Origin of the sequence: Massilia phyllosphaerae (assembly GCF_034659755.1) — a bacterium.
Taxonomy (GTDB): Bacteria; Pseudomonadota; Gammaproteobacteria; order Burkholderiales; family Burkholderiaceae_D; genus Telluria; species Telluria phyllosphaerae.
Genome location: NZ_JAXSQX010000001.1, coordinates 1625379 through 1645618 on the forward strand (window position 1 = coordinate 1625379; position 20240 = coordinate 1645618).

Here is a 20240-nt window from a genome sequence, read left to right on the forward strand (position 1 = left end):
AGGCTAGCGAACCGCCCGCGCCAGCAGCAGCGCCCGTTCCCGTTCATTGCGCGTCATCCCCGCCGCGCGCCGGAACTCGGCCCGCGCTTCCTCATGCCGCCCCAGCTTGGCCAGCAAATCCCCGCGTACGCTGGGCAGCAGGTGGTAGTTGCGCAGCATCGGCTCGGCCAGCAGCGTATCGGCCAGCGCCAGCCCTTCGGCCGGTCCGTACGCCATCCCGACCGCCACCGCGCGGTTGAGTTCCACCACCGGCGAGGGCAGCAGCTGGGCCAGCGCATCGTACAGCGCGGCGATGCGCACCCAGTCGGTCGCTTGCGGACTCAGGGCGCGCGCATGGCAGGCGGCGATGGCGGCTTGCAGCGCGTACGGTCCCAGGCTGCCGCAGCCGGCCGCGCGCTCGAGGGCGTCGAGGCCGCGCCGGATCAGCAGCCTGTCCCAGCGCGTGCGGTCCTGTTCCAGCAGCAGGATCGGCGCGCCATCCGGCCCGGTGCGCGCCCGCTCGCGCGAGGACTGGATTTCCATCAGCGCCACCAGGCCGTGGACTTCGCCCTCCTCGGACATCAGCTCGGCCAGCACGCGGCCCAGGCGCAGTGCCTCGCGGCACAGGGCGGGACGCAGCCAGTCGGCGCCGGCACTGGCGGCATAGCCTTCGTTGTAGATCAAATAGATCACCTGCAGCACCGACGCCAGGCGTGGCTTGCGCTCAAGGCCGGACGGCACCTCGAACGGCACCTGTGCCGCCCCCAGCGTGCGCTTGGCACGCACGATACGCTGGGCGACCGTGGCTTCGGGCACCAGGAAGGCGCGTGCGATCTCGAGCGTGGACAGGCCGCCGACCAGTTTCAGCGTGAGCGCGGCGCGCGCCTCGCTGGAGAGCACCGGGTGGCAGGCGACGAAGATCAGGCGCAGGACATCGTCGGCGATGCCGCCGCGCGCTTCCTGCGCCAGTTCCGCCAGCTCGTCGGGCTGGCGCTGGCCGGCGCGTAGTTGTTCGTCGAATTCCCAGGATAGCTCGCCTTCCTTGCCGGCGCGCATGGACTGGTGGCGCAGATGATCGAGTGCGCGGTGCTTGGCCACCTGCATCAGCCAGGCGCCGGGGCGGTCCGGCAAGCCGTCCGCCGGCCAGGATTCCAGCGCCTGCAGCATGGCGTCCTGGGCCAGCTCCTCGGCCAGGCCGACGTCGCGCAGCATGCGGGTCAATGCCCCGACGATGTGCGCCGACTCCATGCGCCAGACCGCTTCGACGGTGCGGCCGACGCTATGGCCCGCAGCGGCTTCGCTCATGCGCCGACCAGTTCATCCATCGTCAGCACTTCGCGGATCTCGACCTCGACCTCCGTCCCGGCATCGAGGCGGGTGGGGTAGGGCAGCTTGCGCGCCCACGCGATCGCTTCGTCGAGGGAGCCGGCGCGGATCATCCAGAACCCGGCGATCAGCTCCTTGGCTTCGGCAAACGGGCCGTCGATCACGTTGACGTCCACCTTGCCGCCGCTACCGGACAGCGTGACCCGCGCCCCACGCGCGCTCGACATCAGGCCGTCGCCGGCCAGCAGCACGCCGGCCGCCGCCTCGGCCATGTTGAAGGCGTCCAGCGCATCGAGCTTTTCCTGCGCTGACACGGCGTCGCGTTCGGAGCCGGCGTTGGAACGCAGCAGGATCACGTAGCGGCCGGCGCTGTCGTCGTTGCCGGCCAGGCTGGACGCGACTTCGGCGCAGCCGCCCGGGCAGCCGGTCTCGCGCAGCTCCAGCGTGACCTGGCCGGTGGCGTCGGCGTCGGCCGCCGGCCACCGGCGCAGGCGCTCGATGGCGGCTTCCTTCGAATCCGCCTCGATGATGGTGAAGCCGGCCACCAGCTCCTTGGTCTCGGCAAACGGACCGTCGGTGATGCGCTCGCCGCTTGGCCCCATCTTCAGGCGCACGGCGTGCCCGCTCGGACGCAGCCCCAGCGCCAGCCCGAGCCGGCCCTCGTCGGCGAACTGCTGGTGAAAATGTTCCATGTCTTCGATCAGCCCCGGTGCCGGCGGCAGGAGGGCTTCGGTGGCGGCATCGGCCTTGCGGATGATCATGAACTGCATGGCCGGCCCCTTAGCGCGCGTGTTGTTCGCGCATGGTGCGCATTTGCTCTTGCTCCTGCGCGCGCAGCTCGGGCGTGAACGCCTCGCCGAAGTCGGCTTCGCTGAAGACCTGGCGGATTTCGATCTCGCTGTCGACGCCGTCGTGCGGGTTCGGGGCGCGCTTCATCCACTCGATCGCTTCTTCCTTGGAGCTGACCTCGATCAGCCAGTAGCCGGCGATCAGCTCCTTGCTCTCGGCGAAGGGACCGTCGATCACGCTGCGCTGGTCGCCCTTGAAGCCGATGCGCGCGCCCCGGCTGCTGGGGTGCAGGCCCTCTGCGGACAGCAGCACGCCGGCCTTGACCAGCTCGTCGTTGAACTTGCCCATGTCGGTGAGCAGTTGGGTGCTCGGCATGACGCCGGCTTCGGAGGCCACACTGGCCTTGACGATGACCATGAATTTCATTGTGCGTTCCCTCCGCATGCCGATGCCGCCATCTCTTTCAGCGCTGCCTGCATGTCTTCCACGGGGACCTCGCGCTGGTGGGTGGCGATCGACCAGCGATGGCCGAACGGGTCCTGGACCTGGCCGTAGCGGTCGCCCCAGAAGGCGTCGGACAGCGGCATGATCGGCGTGGCGCCGGCGGCGGTGGCACGCGCCCAGGCGGCGTCGGCGTCCTCGACGTACAGATGGATCACGACCGGCGACCCCTTCAGTACCAGTGGGTCGTTGCTGCCGTATTCGGGAAAGGCGTCGGCCAGCATAAGGCGGGAATCGCCGATGCGGAGTTCGGCATGTCCGATCTTGCCGTTGGGCATGTTCATGCGGCCGATTTCGGTGGCGCCGAAGGCCTGCTGGTAGAACGCGATGGCCGCCGCGGCGTCGCCGCACACGAGATGGGGCGTGACGGTGCGGAAGCCTTCGGGGATGGGACGGACTGCTTCACTCATGATAGATCTCCCTGGTCTGGTTTTGTGGGTGCTGCTATCACTACGACGAATGGCGCTTGCAGGTTTCGACACCGGGCACGAAAAAAAATCCACTGCGCCGATACGGTATGTCGACTGCGTCATGAAGTCGAGAAAAATATCAAAAGATTATGTATATGGCATACGACAGCCATGCAATATTGCTTATCAAAAAGACCCTTGAAATAATTTTCGTTATCCCAATATTGGCCCGGTCTGTTCAACCAACGCACTAAACGAGGACACAAGATGGCTGTTGCCGAAAAAGAAACCCTTGGATTCCAAGCAGAAGTCAAGCAGCTGCTGCAGTTGATGATCCATTCCCTGTACTCGAACAAGGAAATCTTCCTGCGCGAACTGATCTCGAACGCGTCCGACGCGGCCGACAAGATGCGCTTCGAGGCCATCAACAACGATGCGCTGTACGGTAACGACCACGAACTGAAGATCAAGGTGGCGTTCGACAAGGATGCCAGGACCGTCACCATCTCGGACAACGGCATCGGCATGAGCCGCGACGAAGTCATCTCGCACCTGGGCACGATCGCCAAGTCCGGCACCAAGGAATTCTTCAGCAAGCTGTCGGGCGACCAGCAGGCCGACGCGGCCCTGATCGGCCAGTTCGGCGTCGGCTTCTACTCGGCCTTCATCGTGGCCGACCGCGTCACCGTCGAGACCCGCCGCGCTGGTGCGCCGGCGTCGGAAGCGGTGCGCTGGGAATCGGCCGGCGAGGGCGACTACACGCTCGAACCGATCGACAAGGCCAGCCGCGGCACCGACATCATCCTGCACCTGCGCGAAGGCGAGGACGAGCTGCTGTCGTCGTGGAAGCTGAAGTCGATCATCCGCAAGTACTCCGACCACATCTCGCTGCCGATCGTGATGCAGAAGGAAGAGTGGGACGAGGAAAAGAAGGAGACCGTCGTCAAGGATGAATTCGAGACCGTGAACCAGGCGTCGGCGCTGTGGGCGCGCTCGAAGTCGGACATCACGAAGGAACAGTACGAAGAGTTCTATAAACACGTCTCGCACGACTTCCAGCCGCCGCTGGCCTACACCCACAACCGCGTGGAAGGCCGCAGCGAGTACACCCAGCTGCTGTACGTGCCGAGCGCCGCGCCGTTCGACCTGTGGGACCGCAACAAGCGAGGTGGCATCAAGCTGTACGTCAAGCGCGTGTTCATCATGGACGACGCCGAGCAGCTGATGCCGATCTACCTGCGCTTCGTGAAGGGCGTGATCGACTCCGCCGACCTGCCGCTGAACGTCTCGCGCGAGATCCTGCAGGAGTCGCGCGACGTGCGCGTGATCCGCGAAGGCTCGACCAAGCGCGTGCTGGGCATGCTGGAAGAAATGGCCAACAGCGACGAGCAGGAAGGCAAGGACAAGTACGTCACCTTCTGGAAGGAGTTCGGCCAGGTGCTGAAGGAAGGCATCGGCGAGGACGCCACCAACAAGGACCGCATCGCCAAGCTGCTGCGCTTCGCCTCGACCCACGTCGATTCGGATGAGCAGACCGTTTCCTTCGCCGATTACGTGGCGCGCATGAAGGAAGGCCAGGACAAGATCTATTACGTCACCGCCGACAGCTATATCGCGGCCAAGAACAGCCCGCACCTCGAGATCTTCCGCAAGAAGGGCGTCGAAGTGCTGCTGCTGACCGACCGCGTCGACGAGTGGATGCTGTCCTTCCTGACCGAATTCGAGGGCAAGGAACTGGTGTCGGTGGCCAAGGGCGGCCTCGACCTCGGCAAGCTCGAAGACGAAGCCGAGAAGAAGGAACATGAAGAGACCGAGACCCAGTACAAGGACCTGGTCGAGAAGATGAAGGGTGCGCTGGCGGACAAGGCCAAGGACGTGCGCGTGACCTTCCGCCTGACGGATTCGCCGGCCTGCCTGGTGGCGGACGAGCACGAACTGTCGGCCAACCTGGTGCGCATGCTGAAGGCGGCCGGCCAGAACGCGCCGGACAGCAAGCCTATCCTCGAGATCAACCCGAACCACCCGCTGGTGACGCGCCTGAAGTACGAAGACGCGGCCAGCCCGCGCTTTGCCGACTGGGCGCACATCCTGTTCGACCAGGCCATGCTGGCCGAAGGCGGCAGCCTGCTTGATCCGGCGGCGTTCGTGAAGCGTCTGAACGAGATGCTGCTGGGTGGGGCGAAGTAAATAGTAAGGTACGAGTCTGCATACCGACACGTCATCCCCGCGCAGGCGGGGATCCAAGTTTAGCTGAGTCTCCGCCAGCAACTACCCGTGGCCCGCGACGAACTTGGGTTCCCGCCTGCGCGGGAACGACGGGGACGGGGCGCGGGGCTAGGTCCAGGTGCGTTGCAAATCAAACGGCCGGTGCAGCAATGCCCGGCCGTTTTTTTCATCCGCATCAAACTTCATGCATGCTGGATGACTGTCCAGCTGCCCGTGAGTGTTAGCGAACAGACCACACGGCCCAGCTGCGTTTAGATGAGGCACTCACGAAATTCTTGCTTCAGACGCACATGGACAACGATAAACGCAGCGCGCAGCCCACGGCCGCCTGGACCCGTGCCCAGGACCGGTTATGGCTGCTGGCGCGCGAACTGCTGGTGGTCGCGCTCCCGGATGGGACGATCGAGACCGTCAACCCGATGTGGACCGAGCTGCTCGGCTATGAAGCGCACGAGATCATCGGCACCACCTTCCTCGCCTACACCCATCCCGACGACCTGGATGCCACCGTCGACGCCTTCGCCGGCATCTTCGAACAGCCCCTGCACGTGCCTTTCGAATACCGCTTCCGCCACAAGGACGGGTCCTACCGCTGGATCGCCTGGACCGGCAACTGCAGCGAGGGCCGCGTGTATGCGGCCGGGCGCGACCTGGCGCCCGAGCGCCTGCGCGAAAAAGTCGTCAGCGATCCCGAGGAAGTCTCGCGGCTGGCCTTCAATTCAGTGGGCGGCATCGGCGCCTGGCGCGCCGACCTGGTGCAGGGCCGCTACGTCGCCGACGCCGCCATCGCCAAGCTGTACGGCCTCGATCCGGTGCGCGCGGCCGCCGGCGTGCCCACCGCCGAATTCCTGGGCAACGTCCATCCGGACGACCGGCCGGCGCTGCAGGCCGAGATCGCGCGCAGCCTGGTGTCGGGCAGGGACATGGCGCTGGAATACCGCCTGCGCCATCCGGACGGCACGGTGCGCTGGGTGCTGTCGCGCTGGCGCACCCACCTCGATGCCGAGGGCAAGCCGGTGCGCCGCACCGGCGTCGGCGTCGAGACCACCGCCCAGCGCAACATGGAAGAACAGCTGCGCCAGGCCCAGAAGATGGAAGCCGTGGGCCAGCTCACCGGCGGCCTGGCGCACGACTTCAACAACCTGCTGGCCGGAATCACCGGCGCGCTCGGCCTGATGCAGATCCGCATGCGCCAGGGCCGCATCGACGACCTCGAACGCTACATGACGGTGGCGCAGGGCGCGTCGCGGCGGGCGGCGGCGCTGACCCACCGCCTGCTGGCGTTTTCACGGCGCCAGACGCTCGACCCCAAGCCGACCGACGTCAACGGCCTGATCGCGGGGATGGAAGAGCTGATCCGGCGCACCATCGGGCCGCACATCGCGCTGGAAGTGGTGGGCGCGGTCGGGCTGTGGCCGTCCCTGATCGACCCGGGCCAGCTCGAGAACGCGCTGCTGAACCTGTGCATCAATGCGCGCGACGCCATGCCGGACGGCGGCCGCATCACCATCGAGACCGCCAACAAATGGCTCGATTACGCGGCGTCGAGCACCCACGACATCCCGGAAGGCCAGTACCTGTCGGTGTGCGTGACCGACACCGGCACCGGCATGACGCCCGAGGTGGTGGCGCGCGCCTTCGAACCCTTCTTCACCACCAAGCCGCTGGGCGAGGGCACCGGGCTCGGGCTGTCGATGATCCACGGTTTCGCGCGCCAGTCCGGCGGCCATGTGCGCATCTATTCGGAGGTGGGCGACGGCACCACGGTCTGTTTGTACCTGCCGCGCTACTACGGCGACGTCGAAAGCGAGGACGTGGCGCAGCGCGCGGCCGAGGTGGCGCGCGCGGGACAGGGCGAGACCGTGCTGATCGTCGACGACGAACCCTCGGTGCGCATGCTGGTGACCGAGGTGCTGGCGGACCTCGGCTATGCCGCGATCGAGGCGACCGACAGCGCGGCCGGCCTCAAGATACTGCAGTCGGAGGCGCGCATCGACCTCCTGATCACCGACGTCGGCCTGCCCGGCGGGATGAACGGGCGCCAGATGGCCGATGCCGCGCTGGTGCGCCGGCCCGGCCTGCAGGTGTTGTTCATTACCGGCTATGCCGAGAACAGCCTGATCGGCAATGGGCGCCTGCAGCCGGGCATGCAGATACTCACCAAGCCGTTCGCGGTGGAGACGCTGGCGATGCGCATCCGCGACCTGATGACGATTCAGAGGGTAAATGGATCGTTATAATAATGCTTCAAGACATTAACCTGGTCGGGCGCCCGGCCGTCCTGCGAGTAACGCCATTTTTATGCACAGTTTTACATCTGAGCAACGTTATCAGCTGCTGGCCAGGCATGCCGTCGAACATGCCATGATTGTGATGGATCGCCACGGCAACATCCTCGAATGGTCCGCCGGCGCCGAACGGCTGCTGGGGTGGCCTGCCGGCGAAGCGGTCGGCCAGCCGGCCGCCATCATCTTCACCGAGGAAGACCGCCGCGCCAACGCCCCGGCCGAGGAGTTGCATGTCGCGCTGACGATGGGCCGCTCGATGGATGCGCGCTGGCATCTGCGCAACGATGGCAGCACGGTGTTTTGCGACGGCGTCGTCAGCCGGATCATGGACGAGGACGGCGGCACGGTGCTCGGCTTCGGCAAGGTCGTCCGCGAAGCGTATGCCATGCGCAAGGCGCCGCCGGACGAGCCTGCGCATGCGCGCTCAGAACAGCGCTCCTTCCTGGCCGCCGTGCTGGAAAGCGTGGACAACGGGATCGTTGCCTGCGACCGCCAGGGCAAGCTGACCTTCTTCAACGACGCCGCCCGGGAAATCCATGGCCTCGAGGAACGGCCGCTGGGCTTCGACCAGTGGGCCGAGCATTACCGGCTGTACCGCGCCGATGGCAGTGCGCTGCTGGCGGTCGGCGAGATGCCACTGTACCGCGCGCTGCAGGGCGAGCTGGTACAGGACGCCAAGCTGGTCGTGCAATCGGCGGATGGACGGCGCCGCCACGTCGAGGTGTCGGGGCGTCCGCTGACGGACGGCGCCGGCCAGGTCCTGGGGGCGGTGATCTCGATGAACGATGTGACCGCGCTGCACGAGGTCCGGGCGGCGCGTGACCAGATCGCCCATGAACAGGGCAAGCGGGCCGCGCTCGAGGCGGCGCAGCTGCGCCTGCGCAGCGCGGAAGCGCAGCTGCGCCTGGCCACCGAAGCCGCCCGTCTCGGCATCTGGACCTGGGATGTCGAATCCGACCAAGGCACCTGGGAAAACGAGGAGATGTACCGTATCTTCAACCTCGCGCCGGGCGCGGAGATCGTCAACGCCGCCAGGCTGATGGCTGACTACCTGCACCCGGACGACGTCGGTGGGTTCCACGACGCGGTGCACAGCACGATGCGCGACGGCGCGCGCTTTTATTTCATCGGCCGTTTCTACCGCCTGCCCGATCGCGAACTGCGCTGGATCGAACTGACCGGCATGATGCAGGCGGCGCCCGCCGGCGGGTCGGTGGCCATGACCGGCACCGCGGCCGACGTCACCGAGCGCAAGTGCACCGAGGAAACCCTCGAGGAAGCGCGGCTGCGCCTGGCGGCGACGCTGGCGGCGGGCGAAGTCGCCACCTGGATCTGGGACCTCCACGACGACCGCGTCATCGGCGACCACAACCTGATTCAGCTGTTCGGCTTGCCCGCGGCGTTCGTGAGCGGGGCGCCCTGGCTCACGTATGCGCAGGCGATCCACCCGGACGACAGGCCGGAGGTCGAGCGCCAGCTCGCCCGGGCGCTCGACGGCGACGAACCGTACCGCGCCACCTATCGCATCGTGCTGGACGGCGGCGGCCAGCGCTGGGTCAGCGCCCGCGGCCGGATCGAGCGCGATGGCGCGGGGCGGCCCGAATTCCTGGCCGGCGTGATGCTCGACATCACGCGCCAGAAGGCGGCACAGGATGCGCTGCGCGTGACCGAGGAACGCTACCGTACCCTGATCACCTCGATCGACGAAGCCTTCGCCATCGTGCAGGTGCTGCTCGACGACGAGGGCCGGCCGCGCGACTACCGCTTCGAGGAAGTCAACCGCGGCTTCGAGCAGCAGTCGGGATTGGTCGAGGCGGCCGGCAAGACCATCCGCGAGATGGTGCCCGACATCGAGCCGCGCTGGATCGAGCTGTATGGCCGCGTCGCCCTGAGCCGCGAGCCGGCCCGCTTCGTCGAGCACTCGGCCGCGATGGGCTATTGGTGGGACGTGTACGCGATGCCGATGGGGGCGCCGGAGGAGCGTCGTATCGGCATCCTGTTCACCGACATCACGGCGCGCAAGCAGGCCGAGGAAAACCTGCGCCTGCTGGCGGACGACCTGTCCGAGAGCGACCGCCGCAAGACCGAATTCCTGGCGACCCTTGCACACGAGTTGCGCAACCCGCTGGCGCCGATGCGCACCGGGCTCGACCTGATGCGCATGGGCGCCAGCCCGGCGCCCGGCGGCGGCCGCGTGCTGGACATGATGGACCGGCAGCTCAGGCAGATGGTGCACCTGATCGACGACCTGATGGACGTCTCGCGCATCAACAGCGGCAAGATCGTGCTGCAGAAGGCGCGCGTCGACCTGAAGGCAGCGATCGCCAACGCGGTCGAAACGGCCCTGCCGGCGGTCGAGGCGGCGCATCACCGGCTGCAGGTGGATGCCGGCACCGAGCCGCTGGCGGTCGATGCCGATGCGACGCGGCTGGCGCAGATCCTGAGCAACCTGCTGACCAACGCCGTGAAGTACACGCCCAAGGGCGGCGAGATCGTGCTGGCGGCGCGGCGCGAGGCGGGATCGGTGGTGGTCTCGGTGACGGACAACGGCATCGGCATTCCGCTCGAGGAACAGGGCAGGGTGTTCGACATGTTCAGCCAGGTATCGCGCAACATGGGCCATGCGCAGGGCGGACTGGGCATCGGCCTGTCGCTGGTGCGTAGCCTGGTCGACATGCATGGCGGGTCGATTGCGGTGGCCAGCCGGGGCGCCGGGCAGGGCAGCACCTTCACGGTGACCTTGCCGGCCGCCGCCCAGGCCGATGCCGAAAGCGGGACGGCCGGCGGCGCTGCCGGCGCGGTGGCCATGAAGCGCCTGCGCATCCTGCTCGCCGACGACAACGTCGACGCCGCCGAGATGCTGGCCAGCCTGCTGCAGGCGTCCGGCCACGAGACCGACACGGTGCACGACGGCCTGCGCGCCGTCGACCGCATTCGCGCGACCCGGCCGGACATGGCGATACTGGATATCGGCATGCCGGGCATGAACGGCCACGAAGTGGCGGGCGCGGTGCGCGATACGCCGGGGTTGCAGGATGTGGTGCTGGTGGCGCTGACCGGCTGGGGCGGTGAGCTCGACCGCGAGCGCTCGAGCGCAGCCGGCTTCGATGCCCACCTCACCAAGCCCGCAGGCATGGACGAGATCAACCGGCTGATCACCGGCGTGATGGGGGCTGAATCACGCCGCACCCCGGGCCGCTGACAGGCCGCTCCCGGCTCAGGGAATCGGGTGCAGCGTGCGCCCGCGTGCGGCGAACAGCGCGGACAGGCGCGCGTGCAGCACGCGCTGCAGCGCCTCGGTGAGGGGCTGCAGGCACAGCGTGGTGACGGCGATGGCGAACCCGATGGTGGCGATATCGAGCCAGTGGCCGCGTTCGACCGGCAGCGCGGCCATCCAGGCGCCGATCACCAGCGCGTGCGACAGGTACAGCGTGAAGGTGTGCGCCGACAGGCGCCGGATCGCGGGCCCGACGCGCAGCAGCGCGCCAAAGCCGGCATGGCGCGCGCAGGCGAAGTTCACCAGCACCATGATGCAGACCGCATAGTCGGCCAGCACGCGGTCGGCGCTGCCCATGCGGATGCCCGGGAAGGGCCAGGCGGCATTGGCCAGCGTGCGCAGGTAAGGCTCCGGATCGAACCAGCCCCACAGCGCGACCGCCAGCACCGACAGCAGCCAGCCGGCGCGGGCCAGGCCTGCCGGCAGCGTGGCGGTCTTTTGCCAGCGGTACAGCATGACGCCGCTCAGCCAGATCGGCAGCAGCAGCCACAGGCGCGGCCCGACCAGCGCCAGCACGGCGGCCAGCGCCAGGGTGCGGCGGCGCCCGCGCAGGTAGCAGGCGGCGCCGAACAGCACGTAATACCAGGCTTCGTAATCGAGCGACCAGTATGGCAGCAGCCAGGGCGGGCGCTCCGAGAAGCCCCAGGCGTCGCCCAGGAACAGCAGGTGGAAGGGCAGGTAAGCCCATGGCTTGTGAAACTGGTAAGCATCGTCGAGCGGCGTGTGGGTGATGCCCGCGGCGAGCGGCGCCAGCAAGAAGGCCAGCAGCAGTACCGGCAGCACCACCGAGTACAGGCGGGCGCAGCGCGCCGCCGCGTAGCTGGCCAGCGTCGTGTTCTTGGTATCGGCGCTGTACGCGATCACGAACCCGGACAGCACGAAAAAGGCAATCACCGCCTCGCGCCCGAAATCCGGCAGCTGCGCGACCTGGCGCGCATCGAAGATGCGGAAATAGCCGAAGTGGGCAACCACCACCGCCAGCGCCGCGGCGATGCGCACCAGGTCGAGGTAGAGCGAGAACCGCTGGTCGAGGGCGGGCGCGGGGCGCATGGCGGGCGGGGACGGGTCAGGGCGTCAGCACGCGGCAGAATTCCTCGAGCAGCGCTTCGCCCTCGGACCATTCGCCGTAGCCGGTGTCGGCGTTGATGTGGCCGGCCGCGCCGATTTCCACCACGCGGCTGCCCCAGGCCGCCGCAAAGGCGTGCGCGCGGTCGAGGGTGACAAAGGGATCGTCGCTGCTGGCGACGACCAGCGATGGGAAAGGCAGCGGCGCCATCGGGATCGGCTTGAAGCCGTTGGCGTCGATCGGGTAGGAAGGCGCTTCGGTGTCGCTCGGCGCCACCAGGAAGGCGCCGGCCACCTTCAGCGCCGAGCCGGATTGCGCCCACTGCGCCACCAGCATGCAGCCCAGGCTGTGTGCTACCAGGATCGGCATGCCCTGGCAGGCGGCGATGGCGGCGTCCAGCTCGGCCACCCACTCGTCGCGCTCGGGATTGTTCCAGTCGCGGTGTGCCACCCGCTCCCATTTGGAGTACTTGCCTTCCCAGTGCGTTTGCCAGTGGTCCGGGCCAGAATTCCACAGGCCGGACAGGATCAGGATGTCGCACTTCATGGGAGGTCCTCGGGTTGATTGATTGGCATGATTGTACATGCAATGTGTGGGGCTGCCGCTTTTTCGGGCAGCCGTGCGCTACAGCTTCGTGCGCAGCGCGAACAGCTCGGGGAACAGCACCACGTCCAGCATCTTGCGCAGGTAGCTGACCCCCGCGGTGCCGCCGGTGCCGGTCTTGAAGCCGATGATGCGTTCCACCGTCGATACGTGGCGGAAGCGCCAGAAGCGGAAGGCGGTCTCGAGGTCGACCAGCTTTTCTGCCAGTTCGTACAGCGCCCAATGGTGCTGCGGGTCACGGTAGACGGCGAGCCAGGCCGCCATCACCGAGTCGTCGTGCGCCGTCGGCTGCGTGGGGTCCGCCACCAGGCGCGCGGGCGCGATGGCCAGGCCTGAACGCGCCAGCAGCAGCACCGCCTCGTCGTAGATCGAGGGCGCGTGCAATTCCCGTTCGAGCGCCGCATGGTGTTCGGGATGCGGCTGGTGTACGGCCAGCAGGCTGGCGTTCTTGTTCCCGAGGATGAATTCCAGCTCGCGGTACTGGTAGGACTGGAAGCCGGACGAGGCGCCGAGATAGGGCCGGATGGCGCTGTATTCGGGCGGCGTCATGGTGGCCAGCACGTCCCAGGCATGCACCAGCTGGTCCATGATGCGCGCCACTCGCGCCAGCATCTTGAAGGCCGGGGCCAGCTCGCCCGCCCGGATCTGGCGCCGCACCGCCTGCAGCTCGTGCAGCATCAGCTTGATCCACAGCTCGCCCGTCTGGTGCTGGACGATGAACAGCATCTCGTTGTGGTCGGGCGAGAGCGGATGCTGGGCCGACAGGATGCGGTCCAGGCCCAGGTAGTCGGCGTAGCTCATGCTGCGGCTGAAATCCATCCGGGCGCCGTGCCACTCGGCTGGCTTGTCCAGGTCGCTCATGGGTTCTCCTCAAGTCACCGCGCCGCGCCTCGCGTGAATATCATAACGTTCGTTGTCGAGGATGTCGCGCAGCACCTCGACCGCATCCCAGACGTCGCTGAAGCGCGTGTACAGCGGCGTGAAGCCGAAGCGCATGATCTCCGGCTCGCGGTAGTCGCCGATCACGCCGCGTTCGATCAGCGCCGCCATCACCGCGTAGCCATGCGGATGGGTGAAGCTCACGTGGCTGCCGCGCTCGGCATGCGCGCGCGGCGTCACCAGGCCGAGCGGATGGCGGGCGCAGCGCGTTTCCACCAGCGCGATGAAGAGGTCGGTCAGCGCCAGCGACTTGGCGCGGATCGCGGCCATGTCGGTCTGCTCGAAGACGTCCAGCCCGCATTCCACCAGCGCCAGCGACAGCACCGGCTGGGTGCCGCACAGGGCGCGCCCGATGCCGTCGGCGGCGGCGAAGCCGTGGTCCATCGCGAACGGCCTGGCGTGGCTCCACCAGCCGGTGAGCGGATGGCTGAACGCGGCCTGGTGCCGTTCCGGCACCCAGATGAAGGCCGGGGCGCCGGGGCCGCCGTTCAGGTATTTGTAGGTGCAGCCGACCGCGAAGTCAGCGCCGCTGTCCTTGCCATCGCCGTGCAGGTCGAGCGGCACCGCGCCGGCCGAATGGGCCAGGTCCCAGACCGCCAGCGCGCCGCGTGCGTGGGCCAGGGCGGACAGGGCCGCCATGTCATGCTGGCGCCCGCTGCGGTAGTTGACGTGGGTCAGCATCAGCACGGCGCAGTCCTCGTCGATCGCGGCCGCCAGTTCGTCGTGCGCATCGACCAGGCGGATGCGGTAGCCCCGGTCCAGCCAGCGGGTCAGGCCGTCCGCCATATAGATATCGGTAGGGAAGTTGGCGCGCTCGGTGACGATGGTCCTGCGCGCCGGGTCTTTCCCTTCCTGGATCGCCAGCGCCGCGGCCAGCGCCTTGAACAGGTTGAGCGAGGTGGTGTCGGTGACCACGACTTCGCCGGCATGGGCGCCGATGAGCGGGGCCAGGCGGTCGCCCAGGCGTTTCGGCATGTCGAACCAGCCGGCGCTGTTCCAGCTGCGGATCAGGTCCTGGCCCCATTCCTGCGCCACCACCTGCTGGCTGCGCGCCAGCGCGGCGCGCGGGCGGGCGCCGAGCGAATTGCCGTCGAGGTAGATAACGCCGTCGGGCAGGTCGAAGTGGGCGCGCAGCGGCGCCAGCGGGTCGCGCGCGTCCATGGTCAGGCAGTCATCGCGGGAATTGAGGTGGGTCATGCGCTTTCCTTCGGGTTTTGAGCGGACGCAAGCGAGCGTAAGATGGCACGTACTGGACTGGCATCCATGCCGGCGAGTTTCAGGGGCAGGGCGATCAGTTCGTAGTCGCCGGGTTCGACCGCATCGAGCACCACGCCTTCCAGGATCGCCATGCGGTGGCGGTGCACGGCGTGGTGGGCGTCCAGCGTCTTGGAATCCTGCGGGTCGAGCGAGGCGGCGTCGGTGCCGACCAGGATCACGCCGTGGGCCGCCAGCAGCGCGATGGTGGCGGGCGCGATGGCGGGGAAGGCCGGGTCCCAGGCCTGCTGCGGGGCGCTGGCGTAAGTCCGCAGCAGCACGCGCGGCGGCGTGCCGTGCAGCCAGTGCGCCACGTGTGCCGGCTCCACCTGCCTGGCGCCGATGCAGTGGATCACGCGGCAGGGGCCGAGATAGGGATCGAGGGCAACGGCGTCGATGGCCGCACCGCCCGGGTCGAAGTGGGAAGGCGCATCGGTATGGGCGCCGAGATGGGTGGTCATCGTCATGCGGCTGACGTGGACCGGGCAGCCATCCTTGATTTCCCAGGTGGGGCCGGCCGCGAACGGCGTATCGCCGGGCCAGACCGGGATGGCAGCCGAGATCGTCGGGCTGATGTCCCAGAGTTGAGGAGTATGCATGGGGCGCAGTGTAGCAAGCAATGCCGGGGTGCTGCTTTTTTGGCATCGAAAAAATTTTTAAAAATATTTTGAAACAACCCTAAAGTTCGCAAAAACCCTTCCGATAACCAACCCAGATGCCCGGGATTGTGTGTCGGACGGGCATCCGGGGAGGTGGTTGGTGCGAAAAAATATTTTCAAACAGCCCTAAAGTTCCCCAAAAGGTTGACGATAACCAACATAAGATGCATTTCTTTACGGCGTCTTGGGGTGGAAAAATCACCCGGTATCACACTTCATCATTCGCCCCTTTTCATAGGGGCGAGACCACTATTCGGAGGCGTTTGTCAGACAAACTCCTACGGATGTCTTCGCCATTGGCGGACGAAAAATACAGACTCCCTCTGATACTCAAAAAGTTTCCTCACGGTCAGAATCTATCTCATCGGCAACACACAACGCTGCCGGAACAGATCAAACGGAGAGAGAAAATGACTGCGAACGACATGATGGCTGAAATTCGTGATGCCAACCTGAGCTACCTGATGCTGGCTCAGCAGATGATCCGCGCCGACAAGGTCACCGCGATTTTCCGACTCGGTATTTCGGCTGACATCGCCGACCTGATCGAAGGCATGAGCAATGCCCAGATCCTGAAGCTTGCCGGCGGCAACATGATGCTGGCCCGCTTCCGCTTCGACGACGCCGCCATCCTGGGCATGCTCACCAGCCACAGCAAGGACCGCGCCCTGGCGCAGTCGCACGCCGCCATCCTAATGGCCGGCCAGCCTGCCGAAGAAATCGCTTGAAAACCGGCGCTGTTACTGGTTTTACCGATTCTCGCTCAACCAGTGTATGCTAGAGACATAGCCCTGAGGCTTTTGCCGAAGATCGGGCGCTGACCCCGGTCTGGCTGTGGGGTCGGAGCGCGAATCTGCCTTTGTGCTCTGACCCCGAATTTAGTTAGCATTGCCGCAGCCTGGCTGGAGTGAATCATGAGTAAGAAAAGCGTCGTCTCGGAAGCCCAGGAAATCCAGCTGGCCATCGAACTGATCCAGCTCGGTGCCCGTCTCCAGCTGCTGGAGAGCGAAGTCTCGCTGTCGCGCGAGCGCTTGATCAAGCTGTACAAGGAACTCAAGGGCGTGTCGCCGCCGAAGGGCATGTTGCCGTTCTCGACCGACTGGTTCCTGACTTGGCAGCCGAATATCCATTCCTCCCTCTATATTAATATCTACCGGTTCCTGGTCGAGAATGCCGGCGCCACCGGCGTGCAGGCGGTGATGAAGGCCTACCAGCTCTACCTGGAACAGATGCCGCCGGAGCCGGGCGAAGAACCGCTGCTGTCGCTGACCCGGGCCTGGACCCTGGTGCGTTTCTTCCAGGGCAACATGCTGGTGCTGGCACCCTGCGCCAAGTGCCAGGGCAAGTTCGTCGTCAATCCGCTCGACCTGAACGACAGCTACCACTGCGGCCTGTGCAACATGCCTTCGCGCGCCGGCAAGACGCGCAAGGCCAAGGATGCCGCGGCCTCCGCATCTTGAGCCGTAACCAATTCCGATCTCTCCCACCGAGGGGCAGGCCATGAACACGCCTGCCCCTCGGCGTTTGCTGCAGCTGCCGGCGATCCGGGCGCTGCTGGTCCAGTTACTCAGCTTTCCGTTGACCCTGGGCGTCGTCTGGCTGCTGGCGCGCGCCGGCGTGCCGATGTCCTACCTGGTCGTGGCGCTGCTGCAGGGTGCCTGGGCGGCGCTGCTGTCGTGGCGCGCCGGCCTGGCGAGCTGGTGGCGCCTCATCGGTTTCGGGTTCGCGCCGGCGCTGCTGCTGGCGCAGTCGCTGCGGCTGCCGCCGGGCCTGTTCCTGGCCGCCTTCCTGGTCTTCCTGCTGGTGTACTGGTCGACCTTCCGCACCCAGGTACCGTACTACCCGTCCGGGCGCGCGGTGTGGGACACCGTTGCCGGCCTGCTGCCGCCCGGCCGGCCCGCGCGGGCGATCGACATCGGTAGCGGCCTCGGCGGCCTGGTGCTGGAACTGGCGCGGCGCCGCCCCGACTGCGAGATCGACGGCATCGAACTGGCGCCGCTGCCGTGGCTGGCCAGCCGCCTGCGGGCGCGCCTGGCAGGCAGCCGTGCCCGCTTTTTGCGCGGCGACTACAACCGTCTCGACTTCGGCCAGTACGACCTGGTGTTCGCCTACCTGTCGCCGGCTGCGATGAGCGCCTTGTGGCGCAAGGCCGAGGCGGAAATGCGGCCGGGCAGTGTACTTGTCAGTTACGAATTCGGCATTGTCGATAGAGAACCGAATCTTAGTTTTGTCACACCAGATAGCACAAAAATGCTCCATCTTTGGCACTTTTGAACCACATCCGGCCAGTTTTACTTGCCCGTAGGCCATTCAACAGCTAATCTATTCCCGTAAGTAAATATTTCTCTCTGGATTTATTAGACCGATCCAGGCCGGGCACACCGCGGTCCGGATTCACGCCATCGGGAGTCCCGTGTTTGTCATTATTGGTTACATCGTCATCGTCGCGTCCGTGCTCGGCGGTTTCGCCCTGGCCGGTGGCCACCTTGCGGCGCTCATGCAGCCGCTCGAAGTCCTGATGATCGGCGGCGCCGCGATCGGCGCATTCTTTGTCGGTAACACGCCCAAGGCCGTGAAGGCCACCGTGAAAGCCCTCCCGAGCGTGCTCAAGGGTTCGGCCTATACACGCGAGATGTACATGGAACTGATGTCGCTGATGTTCGATGTGCTGTCCAAGGTCCGCAAGGAAGGCCTGATGTCGATCGAAGGCGACATCGAGAGCCCGGAGCAGAGCCCGGTGTTCTCGAAGTACCCGATGATCCTGGCCGACCACCATATCGTCGAATTCATCACCGACTACCTGCGCCTGATGGTTTCCGGCAACATGGACGCCTTCCAGATCGAAAACCTCATGGACAACGAGATCGAGACCCACCATCATGAAGGCCATGTCCCGGCCGCGTGCATCAACAAATTGGCCGACGGCCTGCCGGCGTTCGGTATCGTGGCGGCGGTGATGGGCGTGGTGCACACGATGGAATCGGTGGGTGCGCCGCCGGCCGAACTGGGCATGCTGATCGCCCACGCGCTGGTCGGTACCTTCCTCGGCATCCTGCTGGCCTACGGCTTCGTGGCGCCGCTGGGCAGCTTGCTGGAACAGAAACTGGAGGAATCGAGCAAGATGTTCCAGACCGTGAAAGTCACGCTGCTGGCCAGCCTGAACGGCTATGCGCCGGCGCTGGCCGTCGAATTCGGCCGCAAGGTGCTGTACTCGACCGAGCGCCCGACCTTCTCCGAACTCGAAGACCACATCAAGAAAGCGAAGAGCAAGTGATAACGCTGCGCTACGCCGGAGGCTCGCATGGCTGACGAAGGCCAGAAGCCCATCATCGTCAAGCGTATCAAGAAGGGCGGCCATGGTCACCATGGCGGCGCCTGGAAGATCGCGTACGCCGACTTCGTGACCGCGATGATGGCGTTCTTCCTGCTCATGTGGCTGCTCGGCTCGACCACCAAGGGCGACATGGAAGGCATCGCCAACTTCTTCAAGACGCCGCTGAAGGTCGCGATGCAGGGCGGCTCCGGCAGCGGCGACAGTTCGTCGATCCTGCAGGGCGGCGGCCAGGACTTGACACGCCGTAACGGCGAGGTCAAGAAGGGCGACACCCCGGCCGACAAGAAGACCTACGACCTGAAGGCGGCCAAGGCCGCGGTCGAAGCGGCGGAAGCCGAGCGCCTGAACAAGCTCAAGCAGAAGATCGAGTCGACCATCGACGCCAATCCGCAGCTCAGGAAATACAAGAACCAGCTGCTGCTGGACATTACCCAGGAAGGCCTGCGCATCCAGATCGTCGACGAGAAGAACCGGCCGATGTTCGAATCGGCGAAGGCCGAGCTGCAGCCGTACACGCGCGACATCCTGGACGTGCTGGCGCTGGTGCTGAACGACGTGCCGAATAAATTGAGTCTCTCGGGCCACACCGATTCGACGCCCTACATGACGGAAACCGGCTACAGCAACTGGGAACTCTCGGCCGACCGCGCCAACGCCTCGCGCCGCGAAATGGTGCGCGGCGGCCTGGCCGAGAACAAGGTGCTGCGCGTGGTGGGCCTGGCCGGCGTCAACCACCTCGACCGCAAGGATCCATTCAGCCCGGTCAACCGCCGCATCAGCATCCTGGTGATGAACCAGCGCACCGAGGAAGCCCTGCTGCGCGACGGCGCCGCGGCACTCGACGTGCCGGGTGACGATGCCGATGCCGCAGTAAAAGCGGTGGCCGGTGCGACCGGTGGCGGTATTGCACCGCCGGCGGACGGCGCCACGGTCAAAAAGTAAGGCAGCAGGAACGGAGGATCGAATGACAAGAAAAAAGATACTCGGCTCACACGTCAAGCGCCTGCTGTCGGGCGTGTCGGACCACGGGCGGCGCCACCTGAACGAGGTCGAGACCGACCTGGTGCAGACCAATCTGCTGCTCGAGGAAGCGATCGACAAGCTGACCGGCAGCTTCATGGCGATCCACCGGACCGTCGACGCGCGCCAGGAGGCGATCGACCGCCTGCTGGCCGGCGGCGCGGCGTCGCCCGAAGACAGCGCGCACCTTGCCGCCATGTCCGGCGAGATCGCGGGCCACGTCAACGCGGCGGTGACCAGCCTGCAGTTCCAGGACATGACCAGCCAGCTGCTCGACCGCACGCTGCGCCGCGTGAACGGCCTGCGCGAGTTCCTGGCCACGCTGAGCGCGCACGGCGACGACATCGTGCCCGAGAGCGGGGGCGAGGAAATCGTCGAGGGGCTGGGCAAGGTGAGCATGGCGCTGGCGATCCAGTCGCTCGAACTGCGCAGCATGCTGCGCAAGTCGGTGGAACAGCGGCATCTGGAAAGCGGCGATGTAGAGCTGTTCTGACGATAACGCATTAAATTCGGGGTCAGAGCCCCTAAAAGAAGAACCGGGCTCTGACCCCTCGATAGAACAAGATCAG

The 20240-nt window shown here is 66.2% G+C and carries 18 protein-coding genes; 9 read left to right on the forward strand and 9 right to left on the reverse strand.

The window, feature by feature from the left end; genetic code table 11:
• Nucleotides 1–3: 3 nt before the first annotated feature.
• From U1H99_RS07285 to U1H99_RS07300, 4 genes are read right to left on the reverse strand one after another with little or no spacing between them, the layout of a single operon-like run.
• Complete coding sequence (locus U1H99_RS07285; protein WP_323141046.1) at nucleotides 4–1284, reverse strand: RNA polymerase sigma factor; 1281 nt, start codon at nucleotides 1282–1284, stop codon at nucleotides 4–6.
• Nucleotides 1281–2075 (reverse strand): YciI family protein, encoded by a 795-nt coding sequence (locus tag U1H99_RS07290; protein ID WP_323141047.1) that lies wholly within the window; start codon nucleotides 2073–2075, stop codon nucleotides 1281–1283. Before U1H99_RS07290 ends, U1H99_RS07285 begins: the two co-directional genes overlap by 4 nt.
• 10 nt (nucleotides 2076–2085) lie before the next feature.
• Nucleotides 2086–2520, reverse strand: coding sequence for a YciI family protein (locus U1H99_RS07295; protein ID WP_323141048.1), 435 nt, complete (start codon nucleotides 2518–2520; stop codon nucleotides 2086–2088).
• Nucleotides 2517–3005 carry a VOC family protein gene (locus U1H99_RS07300; protein ID WP_323141049.1) on the reverse strand — a complete coding sequence of 163 codons (489 nt, stop codon included), beginning with the start codon at nucleotides 3003–3005 and terminating at the stop codon, nucleotides 2517–2519. The genes U1H99_RS07295 and U1H99_RS07300 overlap by 4 nt, the downstream gene beginning before the upstream one ends.
• Before the next feature lie 267 nt (nucleotides 3006–3272).
• Here U1H99_RS07300 and htpG point away from each other — a divergent pair, with 267 nt between their 5' ends.
• The 3 genes from htpG (at nucleotide 3273) to U1H99_RS07315 (ending at nucleotide 10721) form a co-directional block, all read left to right on the forward strand.
• The gene (htpG, locus tag U1H99_RS07305) at nucleotides 3273–5192 is read left to right on the forward strand and encodes a molecular chaperone HtpG (RefSeq protein WP_323141050.1); all 1920 of its coding nucleotides are present in this window, start codon (nucleotides 3273–3275) and stop codon (nucleotides 5190–5192) included.
• A gap of 329 nt (nucleotides 5193–5521) precedes the next feature.
• Nucleotides 5522–7471: a hybrid sensor histidine kinase/response regulator gene (locus U1H99_RS07310; RefSeq protein WP_323141051.1), complete on the forward strand. Its 1950-nt coding sequence runs from the start codon at nucleotides 5522–5524 to the stop codon at nucleotides 7469–7471.
• Nucleotides 7472–7532: 61 nt separating this feature from the next.
• A complete protein-coding gene (locus U1H99_RS07315) occupies nucleotides 7533–10721 on the forward strand; it encodes a PAS domain S-box protein (RefSeq protein WP_323141052.1) in 3189 nt (1062 codons plus the stop codon).
• Between the two features lie 15 nt (nucleotides 10722–10736).
• On the opposite strand, the gene U1H99_RS07320 is transcribed toward U1H99_RS07315, so the two are convergent.
• The 5 genes from U1H99_RS07320 to kynB form a co-directional block, all read right to left on the reverse strand.
• Nucleotides 10737–11846, reverse strand: coding sequence for an acyltransferase family protein (locus U1H99_RS07320; RefSeq protein ID WP_323141053.1), 1110 nt, complete (start codon nucleotides 11844–11846; stop codon nucleotides 10737–10739).
• A 16-nt stretch (nucleotides 11847–11862) separates the two neighbouring features.
• Nucleotides 11863–12408, reverse strand: a complete 546-nt coding sequence (locus tag U1H99_RS07325; protein ID WP_323141054.1) for an RBBP9/YdeN family alpha/beta hydrolase — start codon at nucleotides 12406–12408, stop codon at nucleotides 11863–11865.
• 78 nt (nucleotides 12409–12486) lie between these two features.
• Nucleotides 12487–13326 (reverse strand): tryptophan 2,3-dioxygenase, encoded by an 840-nt coding sequence (gene kynA, locus U1H99_RS07330; RefSeq protein ID WP_323141055.1) that lies wholly within the window; start codon nucleotides 13324–13326, stop codon nucleotides 12487–12489.
• A gap of 9 nt (nucleotides 13327–13335) precedes the next feature.
• Nucleotides 13336–14601, reverse strand: coding sequence for a kynureninase (gene kynU, locus U1H99_RS07335; protein ID WP_323141056.1), 1266 nt, complete (start codon nucleotides 14599–14601; stop codon nucleotides 13336–13338).
• Nucleotides 14598–15257 (reverse strand): arylformamidase, encoded by a 660-nt coding sequence (gene kynB / locus U1H99_RS07340; RefSeq protein WP_323141057.1) that lies wholly within the window; start codon nucleotides 15255–15257, stop codon nucleotides 14598–14600. The genes kynU and kynB overlap by 4 nt, the downstream gene beginning before the upstream one ends.
• Nucleotides 15258–15727: 470 nt before the next feature.
• Here kynB and flhD point away from each other — a divergent pair, with 470 nt between their 5' ends.
• The 6 genes from flhD to U1H99_RS07370 all read left to right on the forward strand — a co-directional run bounded on the left by flhD (nucleotide 15728) and on the right by U1H99_RS07370 (nucleotide 20164).
• Nucleotides 15728–16045, forward strand: coding sequence for a flagellar transcriptional regulator FlhD (gene flhD, locus U1H99_RS07345; protein ID WP_036230363.1), 318 nt, complete (start codon nucleotides 15728–15730; stop codon nucleotides 16043–16045).
• A 186-nt stretch (nucleotides 16046–16231) separates the two neighbouring features.
• Nucleotides 16232–16777 (forward strand): flagellar transcriptional regulator FlhC, encoded by a 546-nt coding sequence (flhC, locus tag U1H99_RS07350; RefSeq protein ID WP_323141058.1) that lies wholly within the window; start codon nucleotides 16232–16234, stop codon nucleotides 16775–16777.
• 40 nt (nucleotides 16778–16817) lie between these two features.
• Nucleotides 16818–17591, forward strand: a complete 774-nt coding sequence (locus U1H99_RS07355) for a class I SAM-dependent methyltransferase (protein ID WP_323141059.1) — start codon at nucleotides 16818–16820, stop codon at nucleotides 17589–17591.
• Nucleotides 17592–17730: 139 nt separating this feature from the next.
• The gene (gene motA, locus U1H99_RS07360) at nucleotides 17731–18591 is read left to right on the forward strand and encodes a flagellar motor stator protein MotA (RefSeq protein ID WP_323141060.1); all 861 of its coding nucleotides are present in this window, start codon (nucleotides 17731–17733) and stop codon (nucleotides 18589–18591) included.
• Between the two features lie 27 nt (nucleotides 18592–18618).
• Entirely contained in the window at nucleotides 18619–19593 is a 975-nt protein-coding gene (gene motB, locus U1H99_RS07365; protein ID WP_323141061.1) for a flagellar motor protein MotB, read from the forward strand.
• A gap of 22 nt (nucleotides 19594–19615) precedes the next feature.
• Complete coding sequence (locus tag U1H99_RS07370; RefSeq protein WP_323141062.1) at nucleotides 19616–20164, forward strand: chemotaxis protein; 549 nt, start codon at nucleotides 19616–19618, stop codon at nucleotides 20162–20164.
• Nucleotides 20165–20240 lie beyond the last annotated feature (76 nt).